The organism is Streptomyces sp. NPDC005799, assembly GCF_040630525.1.
GTDB classification, from domain to species: domain Bacteria; phylum Actinomycetota; class Actinomycetes; order Streptomycetales; family Streptomycetaceae; genus Streptomyces; species Streptomyces griseorubiginosus_B.
In genome coordinates, this window is record NZ_JBEXXQ010000060.1 from 28,025 (window position 1) to 48,433 (window position 20,409).

The window sequence follows — 20,409 nt, forward strand, 5'->3', positions numbered from 1 at the left end:
GGTCGCCGGTGTCTCGATACGCGTTTGCCCCTGACCGCATCGAGCAACCGCGAGGTCCTGTATGTCTGCTTCCATCACTGTCACGTCCCTCTTCTTCGCCTGGCCCGACGGCAGCCCCGTCTTCGAGGACCTGGACGTCTCCTTCGGCCCCGGCCGGACCGGGCTCGTCGGGGTCAACGGGTCGGGAAAATCCACCCTGTTGAAGCTGATCGCCGGTCAGCTCACCCCGGCCGACGGCCTGGTGCGCGTCGCAGGCGAGGTCGGGTACCTCCCGCAGAACGTCACGCTCGACACCCGGCTGCGGGTCGACGAGGCGCTCGGCATCGCCGCGCAGCGGGTCGCGCTGCACGCCATCGAGGCGGGTGACGTGGCCGAGGAACACTTCGAGACGGTCGGCGACGACTGGGACGTGGAGGAGCGCGCGCTCGCCACCCTGGGCGAACTCGGGCTCGGGCACATCCAGTTGGACCGCACCATCGGCGAGGTGTCCGGCGGCGAGTCGGTGCTGCTGCGGCTTGCGGCCCTGCTGCTGCGCCGCCCGGACGTCCTGCTGCTTGACGAGCCGACCAACAACCTCGACCTGTACGCGCGGCGGCGGCTGTACGCGGCCGTGTCCGCCTGGCCGGGGGTCATGGTGGTAGTCAGCCACGACCGTGAACTCCTCGACCTCGTCGACCAGATCGCCGATCTGCGCTCCGGGGAGGTCACCTGGTACGGCGGCAACTTCTCCGCCTACGAGGAGGCGCTGGCGGTCGAACAGGAGGCGGCCGAGCGGATGGTGCGCGTCGCCGAGGCCGACTTCCGCAGGCAGAAACGCGAACTGGCCGACGCCCAGGTCAAACTGGCCCGCCGCAAGAGGTACGGGCAGAAGATGTGGGACCAGAAGCGCGAGCCGAAGATCGTCATGGGGGCGCGCAAGCGGGCGGCGCAGGAGTCCGCGGGCAAGCACCGCATCATGCACGAGGAGCGGCTCGGCGAGGCGAGGGAACGGCTCGACGAGGCGGTGGAGGCGGTACGGGACGACGACGAGATCCGCGTCGACCTGCCGTACACGGCCGTCCCCCCGGGCCGTACCGTGCTCACCCTGCTGGACCTGGAGCTCGCGTACGGCGCGCGCGTGGCGGGCGGGCTCGATCTGCGCGGGCCGGAGCGGGTCGCGCTGATCGGGCGCAACGGCGCGGGCAAGACGACGCTGCTGCGCACGATCGCCGGGGAGCTCGCGCCGGTGTCGGGCGAGGCGCACGCACAGGTGCCGCTCCGCTTCCTGCCGCAGCGGCTCGACGTGCTCGACGACGAGCTCACGGTCGCCGAGAACGTGGCCCGGTTCGCGCCGGGGGCCACCAACAACCGGGTGCGGGCGCGCCTTGCCCGCTTCCTGTTCCGGGGCGCCCGGGCCGACCAGAAGGCGGCGACGCTGTCCGGCGGCGAGCGGTTCCGGGCGGCCCTGGCGGCGCTGATGCTCGCCGAGCCGGCCCCGCAGCTGCTGATGCTCGACGAGCCGACGAACAACCTCGACATGGCGAGCGTCCGGCAGCTGACCACGGCCCTGGAGTCGTACGAGGGGGCGCTGATCGTGGCCAGTCACGACCTGCCGTTCCTGGAGTCGATCGGGATCACCCGGTGGCTGCTGCTCGACGGCGAGCTGCGGGAGACGGCGCCGGAGGAGATGGGCCGGCCCGGTCTCAACAGGGGCACAGCCTGACCGTGGGGGTTTTGTCTGCGCGGATCCGCCCTGCATGATGGCGGACCGGGTCCCGTACGGGGCCCGGTCCACCGTCCCGCCGATACGGAGTCCCGTCGTGCCCAGCAAGAAGGCCCTCGTCCGCCGCCCCAGCCCGCGCCTCGCCGAAGGTCTGGTGACGCACATCGAGCGGGAGAAGGTCGACACGGACCTCGCGCTGGAGCAGTGGGAGGGCTACGTCGAGGCACTGCGGGAGCACGGCTGGGAGACGGTCGAGGTGGACCCGGCCGACGACTGCCCCGACTCCGTGTTCGTCGAGGACACGGTCGTCATGTACAAGAACGTGGCGCTGATCACCCGGCCCGGCGCCGAGTCGCGGCGCGAGGAGACGACGGGGGTCGAGGAGGCCGTGGCCCGCCTCGGCTGCTCGGTGAACTGGATCTGGGACCCGGGCACCCTGGACGGCGGTGACGTGCTGAAGATCGGCGACACGATCTACGTCGGCCGCGGCGGACGCACCAACGCGGCCGGGGTGCAGCAGCTGCGGGCCGCCTTCGAACCGCTCGGCGCCCAGGTCGTCGCCGTACCGGTGAGCAAGGTGCTGCACCTGAAGTCGGCGGTCACCGCGCTGCCGGACGGGACGGTCATCGGGCACATCCCGAAGGTCGACCGGCCCTCGCTGTTCCCGCGCTTCCTGTCGGTGCCCGAGGAGGCCGGCTCCCATGTGGTGCTGCTCGACGGCGGCAAACTGCTGATGGCCGCGAGCGCGCCGAAGACGGCCGAGCTGCTGGCCGACCTCGGCTTCGAGCCCGTTGTGGTCGACATCAGCGAGTTCGAGAAGCTCGAAGGCTGTGTGACATGCCTCTCGGTGCGGCTCAGGGAGCTGTACGCCTGACGGGTGAACGCCTCGCCCCTTCGGCCCCGGACCTGCGGGTCCTGGGACTGTCCGGGACACTCCCGGACGCCGTTGACAGGGGCCTGATCAGCAATCTTTACAGCGCGCTTAACCTACGGAATCGTAACCTACGGATTCGTAGCCTACGATTCCGTAGGTTCCGGCGCCGCTCGCCGGTGATTCCCCTGTGTCGCCCGTCCCCTGGAGTCCCCGTGACGATCACTTCCCCGCACCTCGGCAGCCCTGCCGTCTGGACCGACGCCCGGCTGCTGTACGCCCTGGAGGAAGTGGTCGAGCAGGAACTCAACCGGCATCTGCAGGTCGCCAAGGACTGGATGCCGCACGAGTACGTGCCGTGGTCGGACGCCCGTAACTTCCCCGGCCTCTTCGAGGACGGCGAGGCCTGGGACAAGGAGCAGTCCAGCGTCACCGAGATCGGCCGTATCGCGCTCGTGGTGAACCTCCTCACCGAGGACAACCTGCCCAGCTACCACCACGAGATCGCCTCGCTCTTCGGCCGCGACGGCGCCTGGGGCACCTGGGTGCACCGCTGGACCGCCGAGGAGGGCCGGCACGGCATCGTGATGCGGGACTACCTGCTCGCCTCCCGCGCGGTCGACCCGGACAAGCTCGAGCAGTTCCGCATGGCCCACATGAGCGAGGGCTTCGAGTCGGACAACCGCCACTCGATGCTGCACTCGGTGGCCTACGTCGCCTTCCAGGAGCTCGCGACCCGCATCTCGCACCGCAACACCGGCCACCAGTCCGGCGACCCGGTCTGCGACCGGATGCTGGCCCGTATCGCGACCGACGAGAACCTGCACATGGTCTTCTACCGCAACCTCCTCAAGGCCGCGTTCGAGCTCGCCCCCGACCTGACCATGCAGGCGGTCCGGGACGTCGTCGTCAACTTCCGCATGCCCGGCCACGGCATCCCCGGCTTCGAGCGGGCGGCGGCGCAGATGGCGATCGGCGAGGTCTACAACCTGCGCATCCACCACGACGACGTCCTGCAGCCGGTGCTGCGCTTCCTGAAGGTCCTGGACATCGACGGCCTCGGCGGCGAGGGCCGCCAGGCGCAGGAGGAACTCGGGATGTTCATGGGCGGGCTCGACGCGGAGGCCTCGAAGTTCGACGAGAAGCTGGCGGCGCGCAAGGCGCGCATGGCGGCTCGGGCAGGGGCCTGACGACAGCCGAATCTCCGGTGCGGATCGCCGACCACCTGGGTCATCATGCGGCCATGCATGATGACGGCACGACACAGCGGGCGGTCGGCTTCCTGCTGCGGATGCTCGACACCGAGGACGCCGACCGGGTACGGCGGCGGATCGGCGTGCCCGCGGTCGCAGCGGAGGAACGCCGGATCACCTACGCCGTCCTGAAGCAGTCCTGGGTCCCGGCCTCGGTGCTGCTGTGGATCCTGGAGCAGGACGACCCGGAGCTCAACGCCGTCGTGTACGGGCACGTCTCGGCCGACCCGGCGATGCGGCGGGCGGTGCTGCGCGGCCTCCCGTTCGGGCCGGGCCGCACGGACAGCCTGCCGGTGGACGACGTACTGCTCCGGCACGCGGACGAACCGCCGGAGCCGGAGGGTTTCGCCGGGCGGGGACTCGTCGCGACCCTGCGGGCCGTCACCGCCATGAAACCCGCCCGACAGGCAGCCTCCATGGTCCTCGGACACCGCGACTGGCGGACGGTCACCGAGGCCGACCGCGAGCAGCCGCTGCCCGGGTACGCCCGTTGGGCGCTGTCGGTGCGCCCGGACTGCCCGCAGGCCCTGCGCGCGCAGTTCGGCAGCCACGCCAAGTTCACCCACCGCGTCCGCCAGGCCGGGATCCTCTCCGGCCCCGGTGAGTACGCGACCGCGCACGGCCCCGCCGCGCAGGTGCTGAAGGTGCTCTCCCTCGGCCCCGTGATGTTCCCCGCGCGCGTGCACGAGGCGGAGGACGCACTGCGCCCGCTCGTGCGCGACCACCTGGCCGGCCGCGAGGAGGCCTGGGCGGTGCTGGCCCAGCTCCTCGGGACGTTCCACGGCACCGCTCCGGAACTGATCATGACGGCGGGAGCGATCGCCTGACCCGGCGCCAGGAGGGGGCGGGGCGGCTGGATTCGAACCAGCGTGTCCCGGTTCTGGAGACCGGTGCGCCTGCCTCTGCGCTACGGCCCCGCCCTTGCCGCCCGAGCGTAATGCGTTGGCCCGTTGTCAGTGGGCGCTGCTACCAATGAGGCACGGGGGAGATCCGGTACGGGGGGCTCGTCATGGTGTACGGAGAGCGGGGGCGGCGTGTCCCCGTGGTCGGCCTGGGCGACCGCAGGGCGCTGGAGCGGTACCGCCCGGCGGAGGCGGCCGTGATCGAGGAGGCGCGGCGGCTTAAGGAGGCCGCGCTGCTGGACTTCGGGCTCACGGAGTCGGCGGTGGCGTCGTGGCTGTACGCCAAGTGCCATCACCAGATCCCGACCACCGCCGTCGACACGGCGGCCGTGGTGGCCTCCGGCGACGGCTCCTGCCTGCTGCTCTACAACCCGGACTTCTTCGTCGGACTCGGCCTGGACGGCGTCAAGTTCGTGCTGTTCCACGAGGCACGTCATCTGGTGCACCGGCATCTGTTCGCCGACCCCGAACTGCGCGCCGACCCGGTCTTCGACCTGGCCTGCGAGGTGTCCATCAACCATGTGGCGTTGGTCCGGCTCGGGCGGCGGGACCTGCCGCTGCTGGCGGGCCGGCCCACGGGCGTCGACCCGCGCGCGGTGTACGAGGCGTACGTCGCGGACCTGACGGCGCACGCTCTGCAGCCGGTGCCGTACGACACGTTCACCGAGACCGACATGAGGGTGTACGGCGAGCTGAAGCGGATGCACCGCCCGCCGGTGCCCGAGCGCCGGCTGTGCGTGCACCTGCTGGACGGGGCCGTCCCCGCCGACCAGGAGACCGTCGACGCGGTGGCGTCCTCCGCGCTGCTGAACGCCCTGCTGGCGGCCCGGCGGGGGCACGCGGGCGCGGAGCGTGAGCTGCTGGACCTGATGGGCCGCACCGAGGACGGCAACACCCGGGCGGCGCGGATCTGGGGCAGCCTCGGCGCGGGCGCGCTGCGCGGCGAGACCACCCGCACGGGCACGGTCCACTGGTGGCAGCGCTGGCTGGTCGACGTGCTGGGCTCCAAGCTCCGCGACGGCGAGCGACTGGTGTACCCGAAAAAGCGGGGCGCGCTGCTCGCCGCGCTGGGCCAGGACCCGATGCTCTCCCGGCGCGGCCCGGTGCGGGAGAAGGTGCTCGTCATCGCGTATGACACGTCGGGCTCGATGCCGGAGCACGTGGTCGAGTGGCTGACCCGGCTGGTCGGGCGGATCGACGGGGTCGAGGCGCACTGGCTGTCCTTCGACGGGCAGGTGATGCCGTTCAAGCCCGGCGAGCGGGTCCTCGGCGGGGGCGGAACGAGCTTCCAGGCCGTCGCCGACTACGTGGAGGGGCGCACGGCGGTGAACGGGCGACGGTTCGACGTCACCCCGGACGCCGTCGTGATGCTCACCGACGGATACGCCCCGCCGATCACGCCCGCCGAACCGGACAAATGGATCTGGCTGATCACGGAGGGCGGCAGCGAGTGGCCCGAGGCGCACGACCCGGCGATGGACTGCCATCGCGTCACGACTGGATCGGGGTGAGGGACGGATGACCACCGAGGCACGGCCGTCAGGGACGGCCGCGGACGGGCGCGGGGCCGGGGAGGTCTCCCGCCTCGAGGCCTTCATCGACGCGATGATCGACATGGAGCAGACGGGGCAGGTCTTCGGCGAGCACGGCATCGGCAAGACGGCGACGTTCTTCTCGCACATCGCCCGCGCGTATCCGGACGCGACCCTGGTGTACGTCCCGGCGGCGAACCTGACCCCGGACGACCTGCTCGTCAACGCACCGGTGCGTGACCCGCACACCGGCGAACTGGTGCTGCGGCAGCTGGTGATGAGCCAGCTCAAGCCCGGCCGGCCCTTCGTGCTGCTCATCGACGACTCCCTGCAGGCGGGCGAGACGATCCAGTCGCAGCTGATGCAGATCGCCTGCAACTGGACGCTCGGCGAGCACGATCTGCGCGCCCTGGGCTGCGTCGGCGTCTTCCTCACCGACAACGAGTCGCTGGCCGAGACCTCCGCCCGGCGCAGCGACCTCGCGCTCCTGGACCGCATGGTGACGCTGCGGATCACGGCCAACGACACCGCGTGGCGGCGGCACCTGTCGGCCAAGTACCGCCGGTGGGACCTGCGTCCGGTGTTCTCGCTGTGGGCGTCCCTGTCTCCCGCCCTGCGCGAACTGCTGTCCCCGCGCACCCTGGACCACGTCCTGGCGAACGCCGGGGAGGGCTTCCCGCTGCGCTGGGGTCTGCCCCTGGTCGACGGGGAGCGGCTGCGGCTGGCCGAGCCGGGCCCGGACGGCAGCCCCGGCCAGAACCGTACGGCCGAGATCCTGGACCGTGTCGCCGAGGCGCTGGGCGTGCCCAACCCGGCGACGGTCCCCGACCCGGTGCGCCAGGTCGTGCGGGCGGCGCTGCGCAACCGCTGGACGGTCCTGCTGCAGGGGCCGCCGGGCTGCGGGAAGACGGAGCTGGTGCGGGAGACGGTGCGGGCGGGGCTGGGCCGTGACGCGCTGTACTTCTCGCTGCCGGTGACGAATGTCGAGGACCTGTGCGCGCCGATCCCCTCCGCCGACGGCACGCTCGACAATCTGCTGGCCGCCAAGTTCACCGGGCCGGAGCCCAAGGCGATCGTGTGGGACGAGTACAACCGGCCCAAGGACAAGGCCGCCTTCGCCAAACTCATGGAGATCACCCAGGAGTGGTCGCTGGCGGGCCGGCGGATCGAGAACCTGCGCGCTCAGATCGCGGTGCAGAATCCGCCGTACCATCTGGGCCGCAAGATGCTGGTGGCGCGCAACAACATCGCCCAGGCGACCCGTTTCACGGCCTCGCTGCAGGTGGAGCCGGAGGACATCCCGGCCAACGAGTGGCTGCTCGCCCGTTACGGCACGGACGCCGAGACGGTCCTGGAGTGGTGGAAGCACGACATCGACGACGACGGACGGGCCTGGATCACCAAGCGCACCCTGGAGCGGCTGATCAAGCTGCACCGGCGCGGTCTGCCGCTGGAGATGGGCACGGTCTACCTCGGCGACGGCGAGTACGCGCCCGTGCCGCTCACCGCGCTGATCGACCGTTTCAAGGGCCGCCCGGTGACGGGGCTGCGTGAGCTCGCCCGCGAAGCGGAGCTGTGGGAGGCACGTCTGCGCCGTGCCGCCGACCACTCCACGGAGGGCGGCGACGACAGCGACATGGTCCACCAGATCCTCGCCAACGCCGAGCTGTCCCAGCTCAAGAAGCACCGGGGCGTGGTGACCCGTCTGGTGGCCCTGCTGCCGGCGAAGCTGCGGGCCACCTATCTGGTGGGGGCGTCCGTGCCCCAACAGCGCTTCTGGACGGAGGTGTTCATGGCGATGCGGCGGTGACGCCGTCAGCCGCGGGCCGGCGGCGGGGTGCGGTGCACGCTGCGTACGGCCGCCACGTCCGCCGGGACCGACGGCGGCGGGACATGGGCGCTGAGGGCGTCCAGCCGGCGCTTGACGCTGGCGGCGATGCCCCGGCCCAGGACGAACCGGGTGGCCGTGGTGGCGCGCGGGGCGGTGTCCAGGAGGCGGTGGGCCTCGCGGCTGCGCATGCCGGTGTGGCTGAGGACCAGATGGGTCAGCCGATGGCCGGGAGTGTCCGCGAGGGCGTCGGCGACGGACTGGGCGGCGGCGAGGTCGAGATGGTTGTCCGCCGCGCCGAGCACCGCGGCCGCCCGTACCCGGCCGAGGTCCAGCAGCCGCACCCCGGCGGCGGTCGCCGCCGTCACCAGCCGGGCCACCGCCGACGGGCCGATGCCGTTGCTCGCGACGGACAGACGGGTGAGCCGTCCGTGCGGTGCCGTTTCCAGGGCCTCGGCGAGGCAGACCGCCCCGCCGTCGCCCAACCGGGCGGCGGACACGTACAGTTCGTCGATCGCGCCCGCCCTGATCAGTTCGGCGAGCGGCCGTGCTCCGGCCTCCCCCAGCGGGTTGCCGCCGACGAAGAGCCGCTCGATCCGACGGCCGTTGCCCGCCGCCGCCAGCAGCGCGTCCGCCAGCACGGCGGCGCCCGTCGCGTCCAGGCCGGTCTGGACGAGGTCGAGGGTGCGCAAGGACCGTGCGGCGTCGATGAGTTCGGCCGCCGCCCGGCCGCCCCCCGCGCCCAGTGGATTGCGCTTGAGCCACACCCCGGTGACGACCTGCGGCGAGGCCCGCAGCTGGTCGGCGATCCGGCAGGCGCCGCCCTCGGTGATCCCGTTGCAGCCGAGGTAGAGCGTCTCCACGCCGGTACCCGAACCGGCCACGACGGCCGCCCCGTCATCGCCCAGCCCGTCGGTCCCGAGCAGCAGATGCCGTACCGGCGAAGGCCCCTGGGCGAGCGCGTCGGCGACCAGGGCGGCGCCCTGCGCGCCCAGGCCCTGTTTGCACAGGTCGAGGCGCCCGTCGGGCAGCGCCGTACCCGCGGTGAAGTCCAGCCGCTCACCGGCGGGTCGGCCCGCGCGCAACCAGTCGAGCAGCGGGGCCAGTTCGGCGGCCGGACGGGGCACGAGGGACGGCACTCCGGCGAAACCGGCGGAGGCCGCGCCCGCGCCCTCCTCCACGAGGTCCTCGGGTTCCTCGCTCACCACTCCGCCTCCCGGTAGTCCTTCAGGAACACCCCCGACACGGGATCACCCGCCTCGCCGCGCACGATGGGGTCGTACACCCGCGCCGCCCCGTCCACGACGTCCAGCGGCGTGCGGAAACCCGCGTCGGCCATGCGCCGCTTCTTCGGGGCCGGGTTCTCGTCGGTGATCCAGCCGGTGTCGACGGAGCACATGTGCACGCCCTGCTCGGCGAGTTCGGCGGCGCCGGTGCGGGTGAGCATGTTGAGGGCGGCCTTGGCCATGTTGGTGTGCGGATGGCCGGCCATCTTGTTGCGGACCGCGAAACGGCCCTCGACGGCCGTCACGTTGACGACGTAGCGGCGCGGGTGCGGCGAGGCGAGCAGCAGGGGCAGCAGGCGGTCGCACAGCAGGGCCGGGGCGAGGGCGTTGACCAGCTGGGTCTCCAGGACCTCGGCCGGGTCGAGCGCGCCGAGCCGGGCGGACCAGGAGTTGTCCGGGGACGGGTCGGGCAGCAGGCCCGCCTCGTCGGCCTCGCGCAGGGCGGCCGGCAGCGACGCCACGCCGCCGGTCAGCGCCCGCATCGACGTGAAGCCAGGCGCCCGTCTGGCCCCCTCGGGCAGCGCGTCGTACTCGCCCCCGACCAGCAGCGCGTACGACTCGGGCGGTCGCCGCACCGTCTGGGCGGCGTTGTTGACGAGGATGTCCAGCGGCTCGCCCTCCTGCCGCAACTCCTCGCACAGACCGAGTACTTGACGGGGGTCTCGCAGGTCGACGGCGAGTACGGTCAGCCGGTCGAGCCACTTCGCGCTCCCCGGCTCGGCCCGGAAGCGGCGCACGGTGTCGTGCGGGAAGCGGCTCGTGACCAGCAGCTCCGCGCCGTCGCGCAGCATCATCAGGGCCAGCTGGAAGCCGATCTTCACCCGGCCGCCGGTGAGCAGCGCGCGGCGTCCGCTCAGATCGGTGGACAGGCCCCGGCGAGCCGAGTTGTCGGCGGCGCAGCGGGGGCAGAGGCGGTGATAGAAGGCGTCGACCTGTCGATAGGGCGATTTGCAGACGTAGCAGCTGCGGGGCTTTCGGAAGCGGCCGGCGTCGCCCGGGACGGCCAGGGGCGCGTCCTCGCGCCGGTCGAGGGCGCCGGTCGCGGTCGCCGCCATCGCCTCGGCGACGGCGGCGGAGGTCTCGGCACCGCGCGCCTTGCGGCGCCGCAGCCGTCCGTCGCGGGCGAAGGACGCGGCGACCTGCTCGGCACGCAGGCGTACGGGGTCGTCGACGGGCAGCTCGCGCAGTCTGCCGACCGTGCGGTGGAAGGCGGCCAGCTCCTCGTCGCCGATCGCCGCGCCGTCGTCCATGGGTCCCGCCCCCCGTTCGTGCCGTGCCGTGGGGCGGACCGGATTCGAACCGGCGTGTCCTTCATGCCATGAAGGTGCGCCTGCCGCTGCGCTACCACCCCCTGTGCGGTCGCGGCCCCGGCCGGATTCGAACCGGCGTATCCACCCTGACAAGGTGGCGAGTCTGCCTCTGCTCTACGGGGCCCCGTACGCAGCCCGGGGATCGGATTCGAACCGATGTCTTCCGCCTGGGCAAGGCGAGTGCGCCTGCCTCTGCGCTACGCCCGGGTGCGCCCCCGGATCGTAACCGCTCCCCCACCCCGGCGGCTCACCGGTTTCCGTGCCGCCTGAGCTCCAGCCGCTCCTTCTCCGACAGCCCGCCCCAGACACCGAACCGCTCGTCGTTGCGCAGGGCGTACTCCAGGCAGGCCGGGCGCATCTCGCACATGCCGCAGATGCGCTTCGCCTCGCGTACCGAGCTGCCCGGCTCGGGGAAGAAGAAGTCCGCCCCGGTCTGCGCGCACAGCGCCTGGGCGTGCCAGTCGAGGTCGGCCGGGATGATCGTGTCGATGTGCATGGACGGGATCGTGCCGGGCGGCGAAAAACGTTCGATCAACGCGGGATCAATGGCGCCGTTCACGGCCCCCGGCCACCCGATGGTGACGTGTGCGCACCACACCGCGCACGGCGGCGCGCGGAAGGACACGGAAACCGTGCGGTCTCGAACGGTGACCCACGGTCATCCCCCACTTTGCTCCGGTCCTCCGCGTGGCTCCGGCAGCGCATTGTCAGTGGGCGGTGCGAGACTCGGCAGTGCAGAGAACGGGACCCTTCCGAGGAGGGCGATGATGCTCACCACCCGTTTCGTCAACGGCGCTCCCAACTGGATCGACGTCGGTACCTCCGACATCGACGGCGCCACTTCCTTCTACGGCGGTCTGTTCGGCTGGATGTTCCAGTCGGCGGGACCGGACGCCGGCGGTTACGGCTTCTTCCAGCTGGACGGGAAGACCGTGGCCGGCGGCATGCAGACCACGCCCGAGCAGGGCCCGCCCTCCTGGACCGTCTACTTCCAGAGCGCGGACGCCGAGGCCACGGCCAAGGCCGCCGAGCAGGCGCACGGCGGCGTCCTGATGCCGCCCATGGACGTGATGGGCGAGGGTCACATGGCGATCCTCGCCGACAAGGCGAGCGTGCCGTTCGGCATCTGGCAGCCGGGCCGCACCAAGGGCATCGACCTGGCGAACGAGACCGGTGCCCTGTCCTGGATCGAGCTGTACACCCCGGACATCGCGGCGGCGGCCTGGTTCTACCACGAGACGCTCGGCCTGGAGACGGCGGCGGTGCCCTTCCCGGGCGGCACGTACACCACGGTCAATCCCGCCGGGGGCGGCGAGGACTCGATGTTCGGCGGGCTCGTGCCGCTGGCCGACGACCCGTCCGAGGACAGCGCCTACTGGCTGCCGTACTTCGAGGTCGCCGACACGGACGCCACGGTCGCCGAGGCCGAGCGACTCGGCGGCACGGTCCGCGTGCCGGCCACGGACATCGAGGGCGTGGGCCGCTTCGCCAAGCTCGCCGACCCGTACGGCGCCCGTTTCGCCGTCATCAAGAGCGCACCGCCGCAGGGGTAGGGGGCGCGGGACAGGGGCCGATCCTCCGACGGGAGCGCCTAGGCCGAGGCTCGCCGTACCAGTGTCGTCGGCAGTACGACACTGGACGGCGTGCCCGCGCCGCCCGCCTCGACACCCTTGTTCCCGAGCCGGCGCAACAGCAGCCGCGCCATCAACCGCCCCATCTCCTCGATGTCCTGACGCACCGTCGTCAGCGGCGGATCGGTCTGCTCGGCGACCGCCACCATGTCGTCGAACCCGATCACGGCCACGTCCTCGGGCACCCGCCGCCCCCGCTCGCGCAGCACCCGCAGGACACCGGCGGCGGTGAGGTCGTTCGCGGCGAACACGGCGTCCACGTCGGGGTGCCGGTCCAGCAGCCGGCGCATCGCCCGTTCCCCGCCGGCCGGGGTGAAGTCGCTCTCCACGACCAGCCCCGGATCGATGTCGCCCATGACGTCCCGGAAGCCGTCCAGCCGGTCCGCCGCCGAGGTCTGGTCGAGGGGGCCGGTGATGTGCGCGATCCGGGTGCGGCCGAGGTCGGCGAGGTGACGTACGGCCTGACGGGCACCGCCCCGGTTGTCGCTGTCGACGTACACCGCACCGCCGCGCCCGTCGCTCCAGCCGGGTCGCCCGCCGAACACGGTCGGCACCCCCGCGTGGTGGATCAGCCCCGGCAGCGGATCGTCGAGGTGCAGCGAGAAGACCAGCGCGCCGTCGACATGGCCGCCGGCGAGATAGCGGCCGACGCGGGCGTGGTCGTCGCGGCCCTCCGTCAGCAGCAGGACCAGCTGGTTGTCGTGGGCGGTCAACTCCTTGCTGATGCCGCGGAGTTGCAGGGCGAAGAAGGGGTCCGCGAAGATGCGGGTCTCCGGTTCGGCGATGACCACGGCGACCGCGTCGTGCCGCTTGGTGACCAGGCTGCGGGCGGCCTGGTTGGGCACGTAGCCGAGTTCCTCGACGGCCCGGCGCACCCGGGCGACGAGCGGCTCCCTGACCCCGTCACCGCCGTTGACCACCCGGGAGGCGGTGGCCCGCGACACCCCGGCCCGGGCGGCCACGGCCTCCAGGGTGGGACGTGGCGCTGTGTCGGTCACTTCGAGGCTCCTCATCGGCGGGTGCGGATCAGGATAGCTGCGAGGCACAGCCCCGTGAGAGCGCTCTCGGCGATCCTGTCTCACCCCAGCAGATCGATCCGCCGCCCGACCCCCTCCCGCTCGGCCCGCCGGTATGCCGTCCACGCCAGCGCCAGGTCCTGCCAGGGCAGACCCACCGGCGCGTACACGGTCCGCTCCTCGGCGCTTCCCCGGCCGGGGTGTTCCCCGCGGACCACCTCGCCCAGGGTCGCCGCGACAGCCGTGGCAGGGAGGCCGGAGGACGCCAACACGCCCGTCTGCGAGGCCAGTTCACGGTCGTCGACGACGAGCAGCGCCGCCTCCAGGAGATCCGCCGCCAGCTCCCGCTTGCCCGGCTCGTCCACCCCCAGGCTCGTGAAGTGCTGCCCGGCCCTCGTCTCGGCCGGCCCGAGCAACGGCTCTCGCGACCAGGTCGCCAGCACCACCACATCGGCGGCAGCGGCGACGTCCGCCGCCGACCCCAGCACCCGGCCCCCGTGCCGCGCGGCGAACTCCTCCGCCCGCCGGCCGTCCGTGTCATGGACGACGAGGGCGCCCATGCCCCGCAGCGCCGCCAGTCCACGCAGCACCAACTCCGCCTGCGCGCCCGCCCCGACCACCCCTGTCACCTCGCCGCGCCCGGCGAGGAGATGCGTCCCCAGGGCCGCCGCCAGCCCGGTGCGCCAGGCCGTCACCGTCGCGGAGTCCAGCAGGGCGAGCAGTGCGCCGTCCGCGCCGCTGTGCAGGCAGATCACCCCGCGCAGGGCCGGCCGCGCGCCGGGGAACTTGGCGTTGACCTTCACCGTGTACGCCTCGACGCCGGGCAGCAGACCGGGAAGCAGGGCGGTGGCCGTCCCCGGGAACGGCAGATCGGTCCGCACCCGCAGACCGGCCACCGGCACGGCGTCCGACGTACGGAAACCCTCCCGCAGCGCGTCGAGACAGTCGTCGACGTCCAGGAGGGCCCGCAGGTCACCGTGGGTCAGGAGAAGCGTCACCCGTCCATGATCGGTCAACGGGTCCGCGCAAGAGCGCCTCAGCCACCCGCGGGCCCGTCCTTCCTCGCCCGGCTCGGCTGTACCCGCTTGGGCTCGCCCGGCATCTTGGGGTACTCGGGCGGGTACGGCAGATCGCCGAGTCCGTGCTCGTGCTCGTCCCGGCGCGCCAGTTCCAGCAGCGCCTCCAGGGAGTAGCGGTGGTCGTCCATGTCGGCGTGCACGTCGCCGAGTTCGGCGAAGCGCGCGGGCATGGTCGCGATGTCGAAGTCCTGCGGATGCGCGACCCCGACCTCGTCCCAGCGCAGGGGCGCCGACACGGGGGCGTGCGGGCGGGGCCTTACGGAGTAGGCGGAGGCGATGGTGCGGTCGCGGGCGGTCTGGTTGTAGTCGATGAAGATCTTCTCGCCCCGCTCCTCCTTCCACCACTTGATCGTCACGTGATCCGGCATCCGGCGTTCCATCTCCCGGCCCACGGCGATGGCGGCACGGCGTACCTGGGTGAAGGTCCAGCGCGGCTCGATCGGCACGAAGACGTGCAGTCCGCGTCCGCCGGAGGTTTTCGGAAAGCCCTTCAGCCCGCCGAACTCGTCGAGGACGGCGCGCAGTTCGTGGGCGGCGCGGGCGGCGTCGTCGTAGTCGGTGCCGGGCTGCGGGTCGAGGTCGATGCGGAGCTCGTCGGGGCGGTCGACGTCGTCGCGGCGGACCGGCCAGGGGTGGAAGGTGAGCGTGCCGAACTGGGCGGCCCACAGCACGGCGGCCTCCTCGGTGGGGCACATCTCGTCGGCGCTGCGGCCGCTGGGGAAGGTGATGTGGGCGGTCGGGATCCAGTCGGGCATGTTCTTCGGCGCCCGCTTCTGGAAGAAGTTCTCGCCGGTCACCCCGTCCGGGTAGCGCTCCAGGGTGGTGGGGCGGTCGCGCAGGGCGCGCAGGATGCCGGGGCCGACGGCGATGTAGTACCGGGCGAGGTCCAGCTTGGTGAAACCGCGCTCGGGGAAGAAGATCTTGTCCGGGCTGGACAGCCGGACCGTGCGGCCGCCCGCCTGAAGTTCCACCGCTTCGCCCATGCGGCCACGGTAGGCGCACCGCGCACACCGCGCACACCGGGCGAGAGCCGCCGTATGCGCGCAGAATCGGAATCATGGATCTGCCCGTGATGCCGCCCGTGAAGCCGATGCTCGCCAAGTCGGTGGCGAAGATCCCGCCGGGCATGCAGTACGAGGCCAAGTGGGACGGGTTCCGGGCGATCGTGTTCCGCGACGGCGCCGAGGTCGAGCTCGGCAGCCGTACCGGCAAGCCGCTGACCAGGTACTTTCCGGAGCTGGTGGCGGCGCTGAAGGAGCGGGTGCCCCAGCGGTGCGTGCTGGACGGGGAGATCGTGATCGCCCGGGAGGGGCGGCTCGACTTCGACGCGCTGACCGAGCGCATCCACCCGGCCGACTCCCGGGTGCGGATGCTCGCCGAGAAGACCCCGTCCTCCTTCGTCGCCTTCGACCTGCTGGCCCTGGCGGACGAGGCGCTGACGGGCCTGGAGCTGACCGAACGGCGGGCGCTGCTGACCCGGGCGCTGTCAGGGGTCACCGCGCCGGTCCATCTCGCGCCCGCGACGACCGACATCGACGTGGCGCGGGGCTGGTTCGAGGAGTACGAGGGGGCCGGACTGGACGGTGTCATCGCCAAGCCGCTCACCCTGCGCTACCGCCAGGACGAGCGGGTGATGTTCAAGATCAAGCACGAGCGCACCGCGGACGTCGTCGTCGCGGGCTACCGCTTCCACAAGAGCGGCCCGGTCGTCGGCTCACTGCTGCTCGGGCTGTACGACGACGGGGGCCGGCTGCAGCACGTGGGCGTGTCGGCCGCGTTCTCCATGAAGCGGCGCGCCGAACTGGTCGAGGAGCTGGAGCCGCTGCGGATGGACGACGTGGCGGGGCACCCGTGGGCGGCCTGGTCGGACGAGGCGGCGCACGAGACGGCCCGGCTGCCGGGGGCGCCGAGCCGCTGGTCGGGCAAGAAGGACCTGTCGTGGGTGCCGCTGCGGCCGGAGCGGGTGGCCGAGGTGGCGTACGACCACATGGAGAACGGGGCGCGCTTCCGGCACACGGCCCGGTTCCGCCGCTGGCGGCCGGACCGTACGCCGGAGAGCTGCACCTACGCGCAGCTGGAGGAGCCGGTGCGCTATGACCTGGACGAGATCCTCGGCTCCCCCGGCTGAGTCCGCTCCCCTGGGTGAGTCACGGCGTCATCAGCACCTTGACGGCGCCGTCCTGCTTCTTCTGGAACATCTCGTACGCGTGCGGGGCGTCCGAGAGCGGCACCCGGTGGGTGGCGAAGTCGTCGACGCCGAGCTCGTCCTCGTCCGTCAGATACGGCATGATCTCGTCGCTCCAGCGGCGCACGTTGGCCTGCCCCATGCGCATCTGGATCTGCTTGTCGAAGAGGGTGAGCATGGGCATCGGGTCCGCCGTCCCGCCGTAGACGCCGGTCAGGGAGAGGGTGCCGCCGCGGCGGACCAGCTCGATCGCGGTGTGCAGGGCGGCGAGCCGGTCGACGCTGAAGCGTTCGGCGAACGGTCCGCTGATCTTGCGCGGCAGCATCGCCGAGGCCTGCTGGGCGAGCCGGGCGGCCGCGCCGCCGTGGGCCTCGGTACCGACGGCGTCGATCACGGCGTCGGGGCCGCGGCCGTCGGTCTCGGCGCGGATCGCCTCGACCAGTTCCTTCTCGTTGTCGAAGTGCCTCAGGTCGTACGTCTCCACGCCCCTGGCCCGTGCCCTGCGCAGTCGCTCGCTCACCAGGTCCACGCCGAAGACCCGCCCGGCGCCGCGCACCCGGGCCACCCGGCAGGCCATGTCGCCGATCGGTCCGAGGCCGAGCACGGCGACACTGCCGCCCTCCGGGATGCTCGCGTACTCCACCGCCTGCCAGGCGGTGGGCAGCACGTCGGAGAGGTAGACGAAGCGGTCGTCGGGCGGGCCCTCGGGGACCTTGATCGGCCCGAACTGGGCCTGCGGGACCCGCAGGTGCTCGGCCTGGGCGCCCGGGACGGCGCCGTAGAGCCGGGTGTAGCCGAACAGCGCGGCACCCATGCCCTCGCTGGTGACCTGGGTGGTCTCGCACTGGGTGGGCAGCCCGGTCAGGCACATCCAGCAGTTGCCGCAGGCGATCTGGAACGGCACCACCACCCGGTCGCCCGCGGCCAGGTCCGGCACCCCGGGTCCGACCTCCTCGACGATGCCCATCGGTTCGTGTCCGAGGATGTCGCCCGGTGTCATGAACGGGGTGAGCACCTCGTACAGATGCAGATCGGAGCCGCACAGACCGGAGGACGTGATGCGGATGATCGCGTCGGTCGGCTCCTGGATCTTCGGATCGGGCACGTCCTCGACCCGTACGTCACGTTTGCCCTGCCAGGTCACAGCCTTCATCGCGTGGGGCTCCCTCCGTCGCGTCGGGGTGTCCGGTGGCATGGACGGCCCGAGTACCCGGCTCCTCCCCGCCGAAGCGCCGCCCTGTACGCCCATCGGGGTCGTTCGGAATCATTCGGTGTATTCAAACGCGCGCAGCCAGAACCGAGCGGGTATGGCCACCATTGAACCTATAAACGCACAATCACTGACACGGATGTGGGGCCACAGTGGGCAGATCGCAACGGCGGGCGCGCAGACGACACGCCTCGATGACAGTGGCCCTGCTGGCCGCCACGGCAGCCGCCGCGCTCGCGGCGGGCTGCGCGCAATCGCACCCCTCGGACGACGGCCGCGGCCGCACCAAGCCACCGAGCTCCACCCCGACCTCCCCGAGCCCGACCAGAAGCGCCACCAGCCACGGCCATGTCCTCGCCGTGAAGATCGACAACGCCCCCGACGCCCGTCCCCACACCGGGCTGCGGCAGGCAGACGTCGTCTACGTCGAGCAGGTCGAGGGCGGACTGAGCCGGCTGATGGCGGTGTACGCGAGCACCCTGCCCAAGGCCGTCGGCCCGGTGCGCAGCGCCCGCGAGTCCGATCTGGAACTGCTGCGCCAGTACGACCACCCCACGCTCGCCTTCTCCGGCGCGCAGCACAAGCTGCTGCCGCTGATCGCCAAGGCGCCGCTGACGGCCGAGCCGCCGGAGAAGGCGTCCGACGCCTACTTCCGCGGCAGCGACCGGGCCGCACCGCACAACCTCTATCTGCGCCCGGCCCGTCTACTGCACACCGCCCCCGGCCCCGGCGCGCTGACGAACGGCTTCCGCTACGGCCCCGCACCCGATGGCGGACGACCGGACACCTCACTCACCGTGCGCTATCCCGCCGCCCGCTTCACCTTCACCTGGTCCGCGAGTCGCCACGGCTGGCTGGTAGCGATGGACGGCACGCCCAGCAGGACGACCGACGGGCAGCCGGTGGCCCCGGCGACGGTCGTCGTGCAGTACGTGACGATGCGCAAGTCCCGCTTCCACGACTTCCTCGGCAACAACACGCCCTTCACCGACACGGTCGGCACGGGCCGGGCGAAGGTGCTGCGCGACGGCAAGGCCTACGACGTCGACTGGAAGCGCGCCACGGCCACGGACGGCACGGACTTCACGACGAACGACGGCAAGCCTGTCGACTTCGCCAAGGGTCAGGTCTGGGTCGTCTTCGCGAAGGCATCCTGATCGGCGCCACGCGCTCAGCCCTGCGCCACCAGGGGCTCCGCGGGGTTGCGGAGCCCCTCGGCCGCGTCCGCGACCCGTTGGATCAGCTCGAAGAACACCGTCTGCTCGGCGGCCGACAGGGGGGCGAGGAAGACCTGGTTCATCCGGGCGGTGCGCACGGTCAGCTTGCGGTGGGTGCGCACACCGTCCTCCGTCAGACGCAGCAGGAACCGGCGGCCGTCCCGCGGGTCGCGCACCTTGTCGAGCAGGCCGCGCCTGCCGAGCCGGCTGATCACCTCGGCGATCGTGGACCGGTCGAGTCCCACCCGCTCCCCCACCGTGCGCTGGTCCAGGCCCGGCTCGGCGACGAGCGCGTTGAGGACCGCGAACTGGGGCGAGGTGATCTCCTCCGAGACCATCGTGTTCCACAGCAGGTAGTGGGCCTGCTGCAGGCGCCGGGCGAGATGCCCGGGGTGGGTGGCGAGGTCCACCGCTGCCATGTGCGCTCTCCCGTCGAATTCGTTGGTGCACTGAACGATACCTGGCGGCGATTCCTCTGTCTTCAGCCTGCGTCCCCCTGTTTGACCTTGTTGTTCTGCGGGGTCTTGACGTCGGACGGCTCGGGTGGCAGCGTGAAAGAAACTTCACCAAAATACTCAGTGCCCTGATTAATTACCGGGGAATCCGCCATGACTCTCACCCAGCACGACATCGACCAGGAGATCGCGGCCGAGCACGCCGCGTACGAGAAGCGGGTCGCCGACGGCGCCCCCGTCGAGCACCATCCGCGCCGCGACTACGCGCCGTACCGCTCCTCGGTGCTGCGCCACCCCCAGCAGCCGCTGGTCGCCATCGACGTCAGCAAGGACCCGGAGCTGGTGGAGCTGCACTCCCCCGCCTTCGGCGAGCGGGACCTCGGCGCCATCGACAACGACCTCACCCGGCAGCACACGGGTGAGCCGGTCGGCGAGCGCATCACGGTCTCGGGCCGGCTGCTGGACCGGGCCGGGAAGCCCGTGCGCGGCCAGCTCATCGAGATCTGGCAGGCCAACTCCGCCGGCCGCTACGCCCATCAGCGCGAGCAGCACGACGCCCCGCTGGACCCGAACTTCACCGGTGTCGGCCGTACGATCACGGACGCCGAGGGCCGCTACCACTTCACCACCATCCAGCCCGGCCCCTACCCCTGGCGCAACCACCTCAACGCCTGGCGTCCGGCCCACATCCACTTCTCCATGTTCGGCACCGCGTTCACCCAGCGGCTGGTGACGCAGATGTACTTCCCGGCCGACCCGCTCTTCCCGTACGACCCGATCATCCAGTCGGTGACGGACGACGCGGCGCGGCAGCGGCTGGTCGCCACCTACGACCACGACCTGTCCGTGCCGGAGTTCTCGATGGGCTACCACTGGGACATCGTGCTGGACGGGCCGAACGCCACCTGGCTCGAGGAAGGGCGCTGACCTGC

18 protein-coding genes and 4 tRNA genes are annotated in these 20,409 nt (G+C 71.9%); 10 read left to right on the top strand and 12 right to left on the bottom strand.

The annotated features are described in order from the left end of the window. Window positions 1-61: 61 nt before the first annotated feature. The 4 genes from ABZ453_RS41220 (at window position 62) to ABZ453_RS41235 (ending at window position 4,653) form a co-directional block, all read left to right on the top strand. Window positions 62-1,702 (top strand): ABC-F family ATP-binding cassette domain-containing protein, encoded by a 1,641-nt coding sequence (locus ABZ453_RS41220; RefSeq protein ID WP_359023603.1) that lies wholly within the window; start codon window positions 62-64, stop codon window positions 1,700-1,702. 97 nt (window positions 1,703-1,799) lie between these two features. Next, window positions 1,800-2,576, top strand: coding sequence for a dimethylargininase (gene ddaH / locus ABZ453_RS41225; protein WP_359023605.1), 777 nt, complete (start codon window positions 1,800-1,802; stop codon window positions 2,574-2,576). A gap of 212 nt (window positions 2,577-2,788) precedes the next feature. Then, window positions 2,789-3,763 carry an acyl-ACP desaturase gene (locus ABZ453_RS41230; RefSeq protein ID WP_359023607.1) on the top strand — a complete coding sequence of 325 codons (975 nt, stop codon included), beginning with the start codon at window positions 2,789-2,791 and terminating at the stop codon, window positions 3,761-3,763. Window positions 3,764-3,816: 53 nt separating this feature from the next. Continuing rightward, the gene (locus tag ABZ453_RS41235; protein WP_359023609.1) at window positions 3,817-4,653 is read left to right on the top strand and encodes a hypothetical protein; all 837 of its coding nucleotides are present in this window, start codon (window positions 3,817-3,819) and stop codon (window positions 4,651-4,653) included. A 16-nt stretch (window positions 4,654-4,669) separates the two neighbouring features. On the opposite strand, the gene ABZ453_RS41240 is transcribed toward ABZ453_RS41235, so the two are convergent. Continuing rightward, window positions 4,670-4,745: transfer RNA gene (locus ABZ453_RS41240), tRNA-Trp, on the bottom strand. A 90-nt stretch (window positions 4,746-4,835) separates the two neighbouring features. Between ABZ453_RS41240 and ABZ453_RS41245 the strand changes: the two genes are divergently transcribed. Beyond that, complete coding sequence (locus ABZ453_RS41245; protein ID WP_359023611.1) at window positions 4,836-6,239, top strand: hypothetical protein; 1,404 nt, start codon at window positions 4,836-4,838, stop codon at window positions 6,237-6,239. Between the two features lie 7 nt (window positions 6,240-6,246). Further along, window positions 6,247-8,070: an AAA family ATPase gene (locus ABZ453_RS41250; protein ID WP_359023613.1), complete on the top strand. Its 1,824-nt coding sequence runs from the start codon at window positions 6,247-6,249 to the stop codon at window positions 8,068-8,070. Between the two features lie 5 nt (window positions 8,071-8,075). On the opposite strand, the gene ABZ453_RS41255 is transcribed toward ABZ453_RS41250, so the two are convergent. From ABZ453_RS41255 to ABZ453_RS41280, 6 genes are all read right to left on the bottom strand, one after another. After that, window positions 8,076-9,293: a ribonuclease inhibitor gene (locus ABZ453_RS41255; protein WP_359023615.1), complete on the bottom strand. Its 1,218-nt coding sequence runs from the start codon at window positions 9,291-9,293 to the stop codon at window positions 8,076-8,078. Further along, entirely contained in the window at window positions 9,290-10,624 is a 1,335-nt protein-coding gene (locus ABZ453_RS41260; protein WP_359023617.1) for an SDR family oxidoreductase, read from the bottom strand. The genes ABZ453_RS41255 and ABZ453_RS41260 overlap by 4 nt, the downstream gene beginning before the upstream one ends. A 29-nt stretch (window positions 10,625-10,653) precedes the next feature. Next, window positions 10,654-10,725: transfer RNA gene (locus ABZ453_RS41265), tRNA-Ala, on the bottom strand. An 11-nt stretch (window positions 10,726-10,736) separates the two neighbouring features. Continuing rightward, window positions 10,737-10,808, bottom strand: a tRNA-Asp gene (locus ABZ453_RS41270). Window positions 10,809-10,817: 9 nt separating this feature from the next. Beyond that, window positions 10,818-10,892, bottom strand: a tRNA-Gly gene (locus ABZ453_RS41275). A 39-nt stretch (window positions 10,893-10,931) separates the two neighbouring features. Then, window positions 10,932-11,180 carry a WhiB family transcriptional regulator gene (locus tag ABZ453_RS41280; protein WP_207929668.1) on the bottom strand — a complete coding sequence of 83 codons (249 nt, stop codon included), beginning with the start codon at window positions 11,178-11,180 and terminating at the stop codon, window positions 10,932-10,934. 271 nt (window positions 11,181-11,451) lie between these two features. On the opposite strand from ABZ453_RS41280, the gene ABZ453_RS41285 reads away from it, so the two are divergent. Beyond that, on the top strand, window positions 11,452-12,237 hold the full coding sequence (locus ABZ453_RS41285) for a VOC family protein (protein ID WP_359023659.1): 786 nt from the start codon (window positions 11,452-11,454) through the stop codon (window positions 12,235-12,237). 38 nt (window positions 12,238-12,275) lie between these two features. Here ABZ453_RS41285 and ABZ453_RS41290 read toward each other — a convergent pair whose 3' ends face one another. The 3 genes from ABZ453_RS41290 to ligD all read right to left on the bottom strand — a co-directional run bounded on the left by ABZ453_RS41290 (window position 12,276) and on the right by ligD (window position 15,393). Then, window positions 12,276-13,313, bottom strand: a complete 1,038-nt coding sequence (locus tag ABZ453_RS41290) for a LacI family DNA-binding transcriptional regulator (RefSeq protein ID WP_359023620.1) — start codon at window positions 13,311-13,313, stop codon at window positions 12,276-12,278. An 80-nt stretch (window positions 13,314-13,393) separates the two neighbouring features. After that, window positions 13,394-14,329 (bottom strand): ornithine cyclodeaminase family protein, encoded by a 936-nt coding sequence (locus ABZ453_RS41295; protein WP_359023622.1) that lies wholly within the window; start codon window positions 14,327-14,329, stop codon window positions 13,394-13,396. Window positions 14,330-14,367: 38 nt separating this feature from the next. Then, entirely contained in the window at window positions 14,368-15,393 is a 1,026-nt protein-coding gene (gene ligD / locus ABZ453_RS41300; RefSeq protein WP_359023624.1) for a non-homologous end-joining DNA ligase, read from the bottom strand. A gap of 74 nt (window positions 15,394-15,467) precedes the next feature. Here ligD and ABZ453_RS41305 point away from each other — a divergent pair, with 74 nt between their 5' ends. Beyond that, entirely contained in the window at window positions 15,468-16,538 is a 1,071-nt protein-coding gene (locus ABZ453_RS41305) for an ATP-dependent DNA ligase (RefSeq protein WP_359023626.1), read from the top strand. Window positions 16,539-16,557: 19 nt separating this feature from the next. Here the strand turns inward: ABZ453_RS41305 and ABZ453_RS41310 are convergent, their stop codons facing one another. Further along, entirely contained in the window at window positions 16,558-17,748 is a 1,191-nt protein-coding gene (locus ABZ453_RS41310) for a zinc-dependent alcohol dehydrogenase (RefSeq protein WP_359023628.1), read from the bottom strand. 251 nt (window positions 17,749-17,999) lie between these two features. On the opposite strand from ABZ453_RS41310, the gene ABZ453_RS41315 reads away from it, so the two are divergent. After that, the gene (locus tag ABZ453_RS41315) at window positions 18,000-18,962 is read left to right on the top strand and encodes a DUF3048 domain-containing protein (RefSeq protein ID WP_359023630.1); all 963 of its coding nucleotides are present in this window, start codon (window positions 18,000-18,002) and stop codon (window positions 18,960-18,962) included. 14 nt (window positions 18,963-18,976) lie between these two features. Here ABZ453_RS41315 and ABZ453_RS41320 read toward each other — a convergent pair whose 3' ends face one another. Further along, window positions 18,977-19,441 (bottom strand): MarR family transcriptional regulator, encoded by a 465-nt coding sequence (locus tag ABZ453_RS41320; RefSeq protein WP_358596878.1) that lies wholly within the window; start codon window positions 19,439-19,441, stop codon window positions 18,977-18,979. A gap of 189 nt (window positions 19,442-19,630) precedes the next feature. Here ABZ453_RS41320 and pcaH point away from each other — a divergent pair, with 189 nt between their 5' ends. Continuing rightward, a complete protein-coding gene (gene pcaH / locus ABZ453_RS41325; RefSeq protein WP_359023633.1) occupies window positions 19,631-20,404 on the top strand; it encodes a protocatechuate 3,4-dioxygenase subunit beta in 774 nt (257 codons plus the stop codon). The last annotated feature ends 5 nt before the right edge of the window (window positions 20,405-20,409 follow it).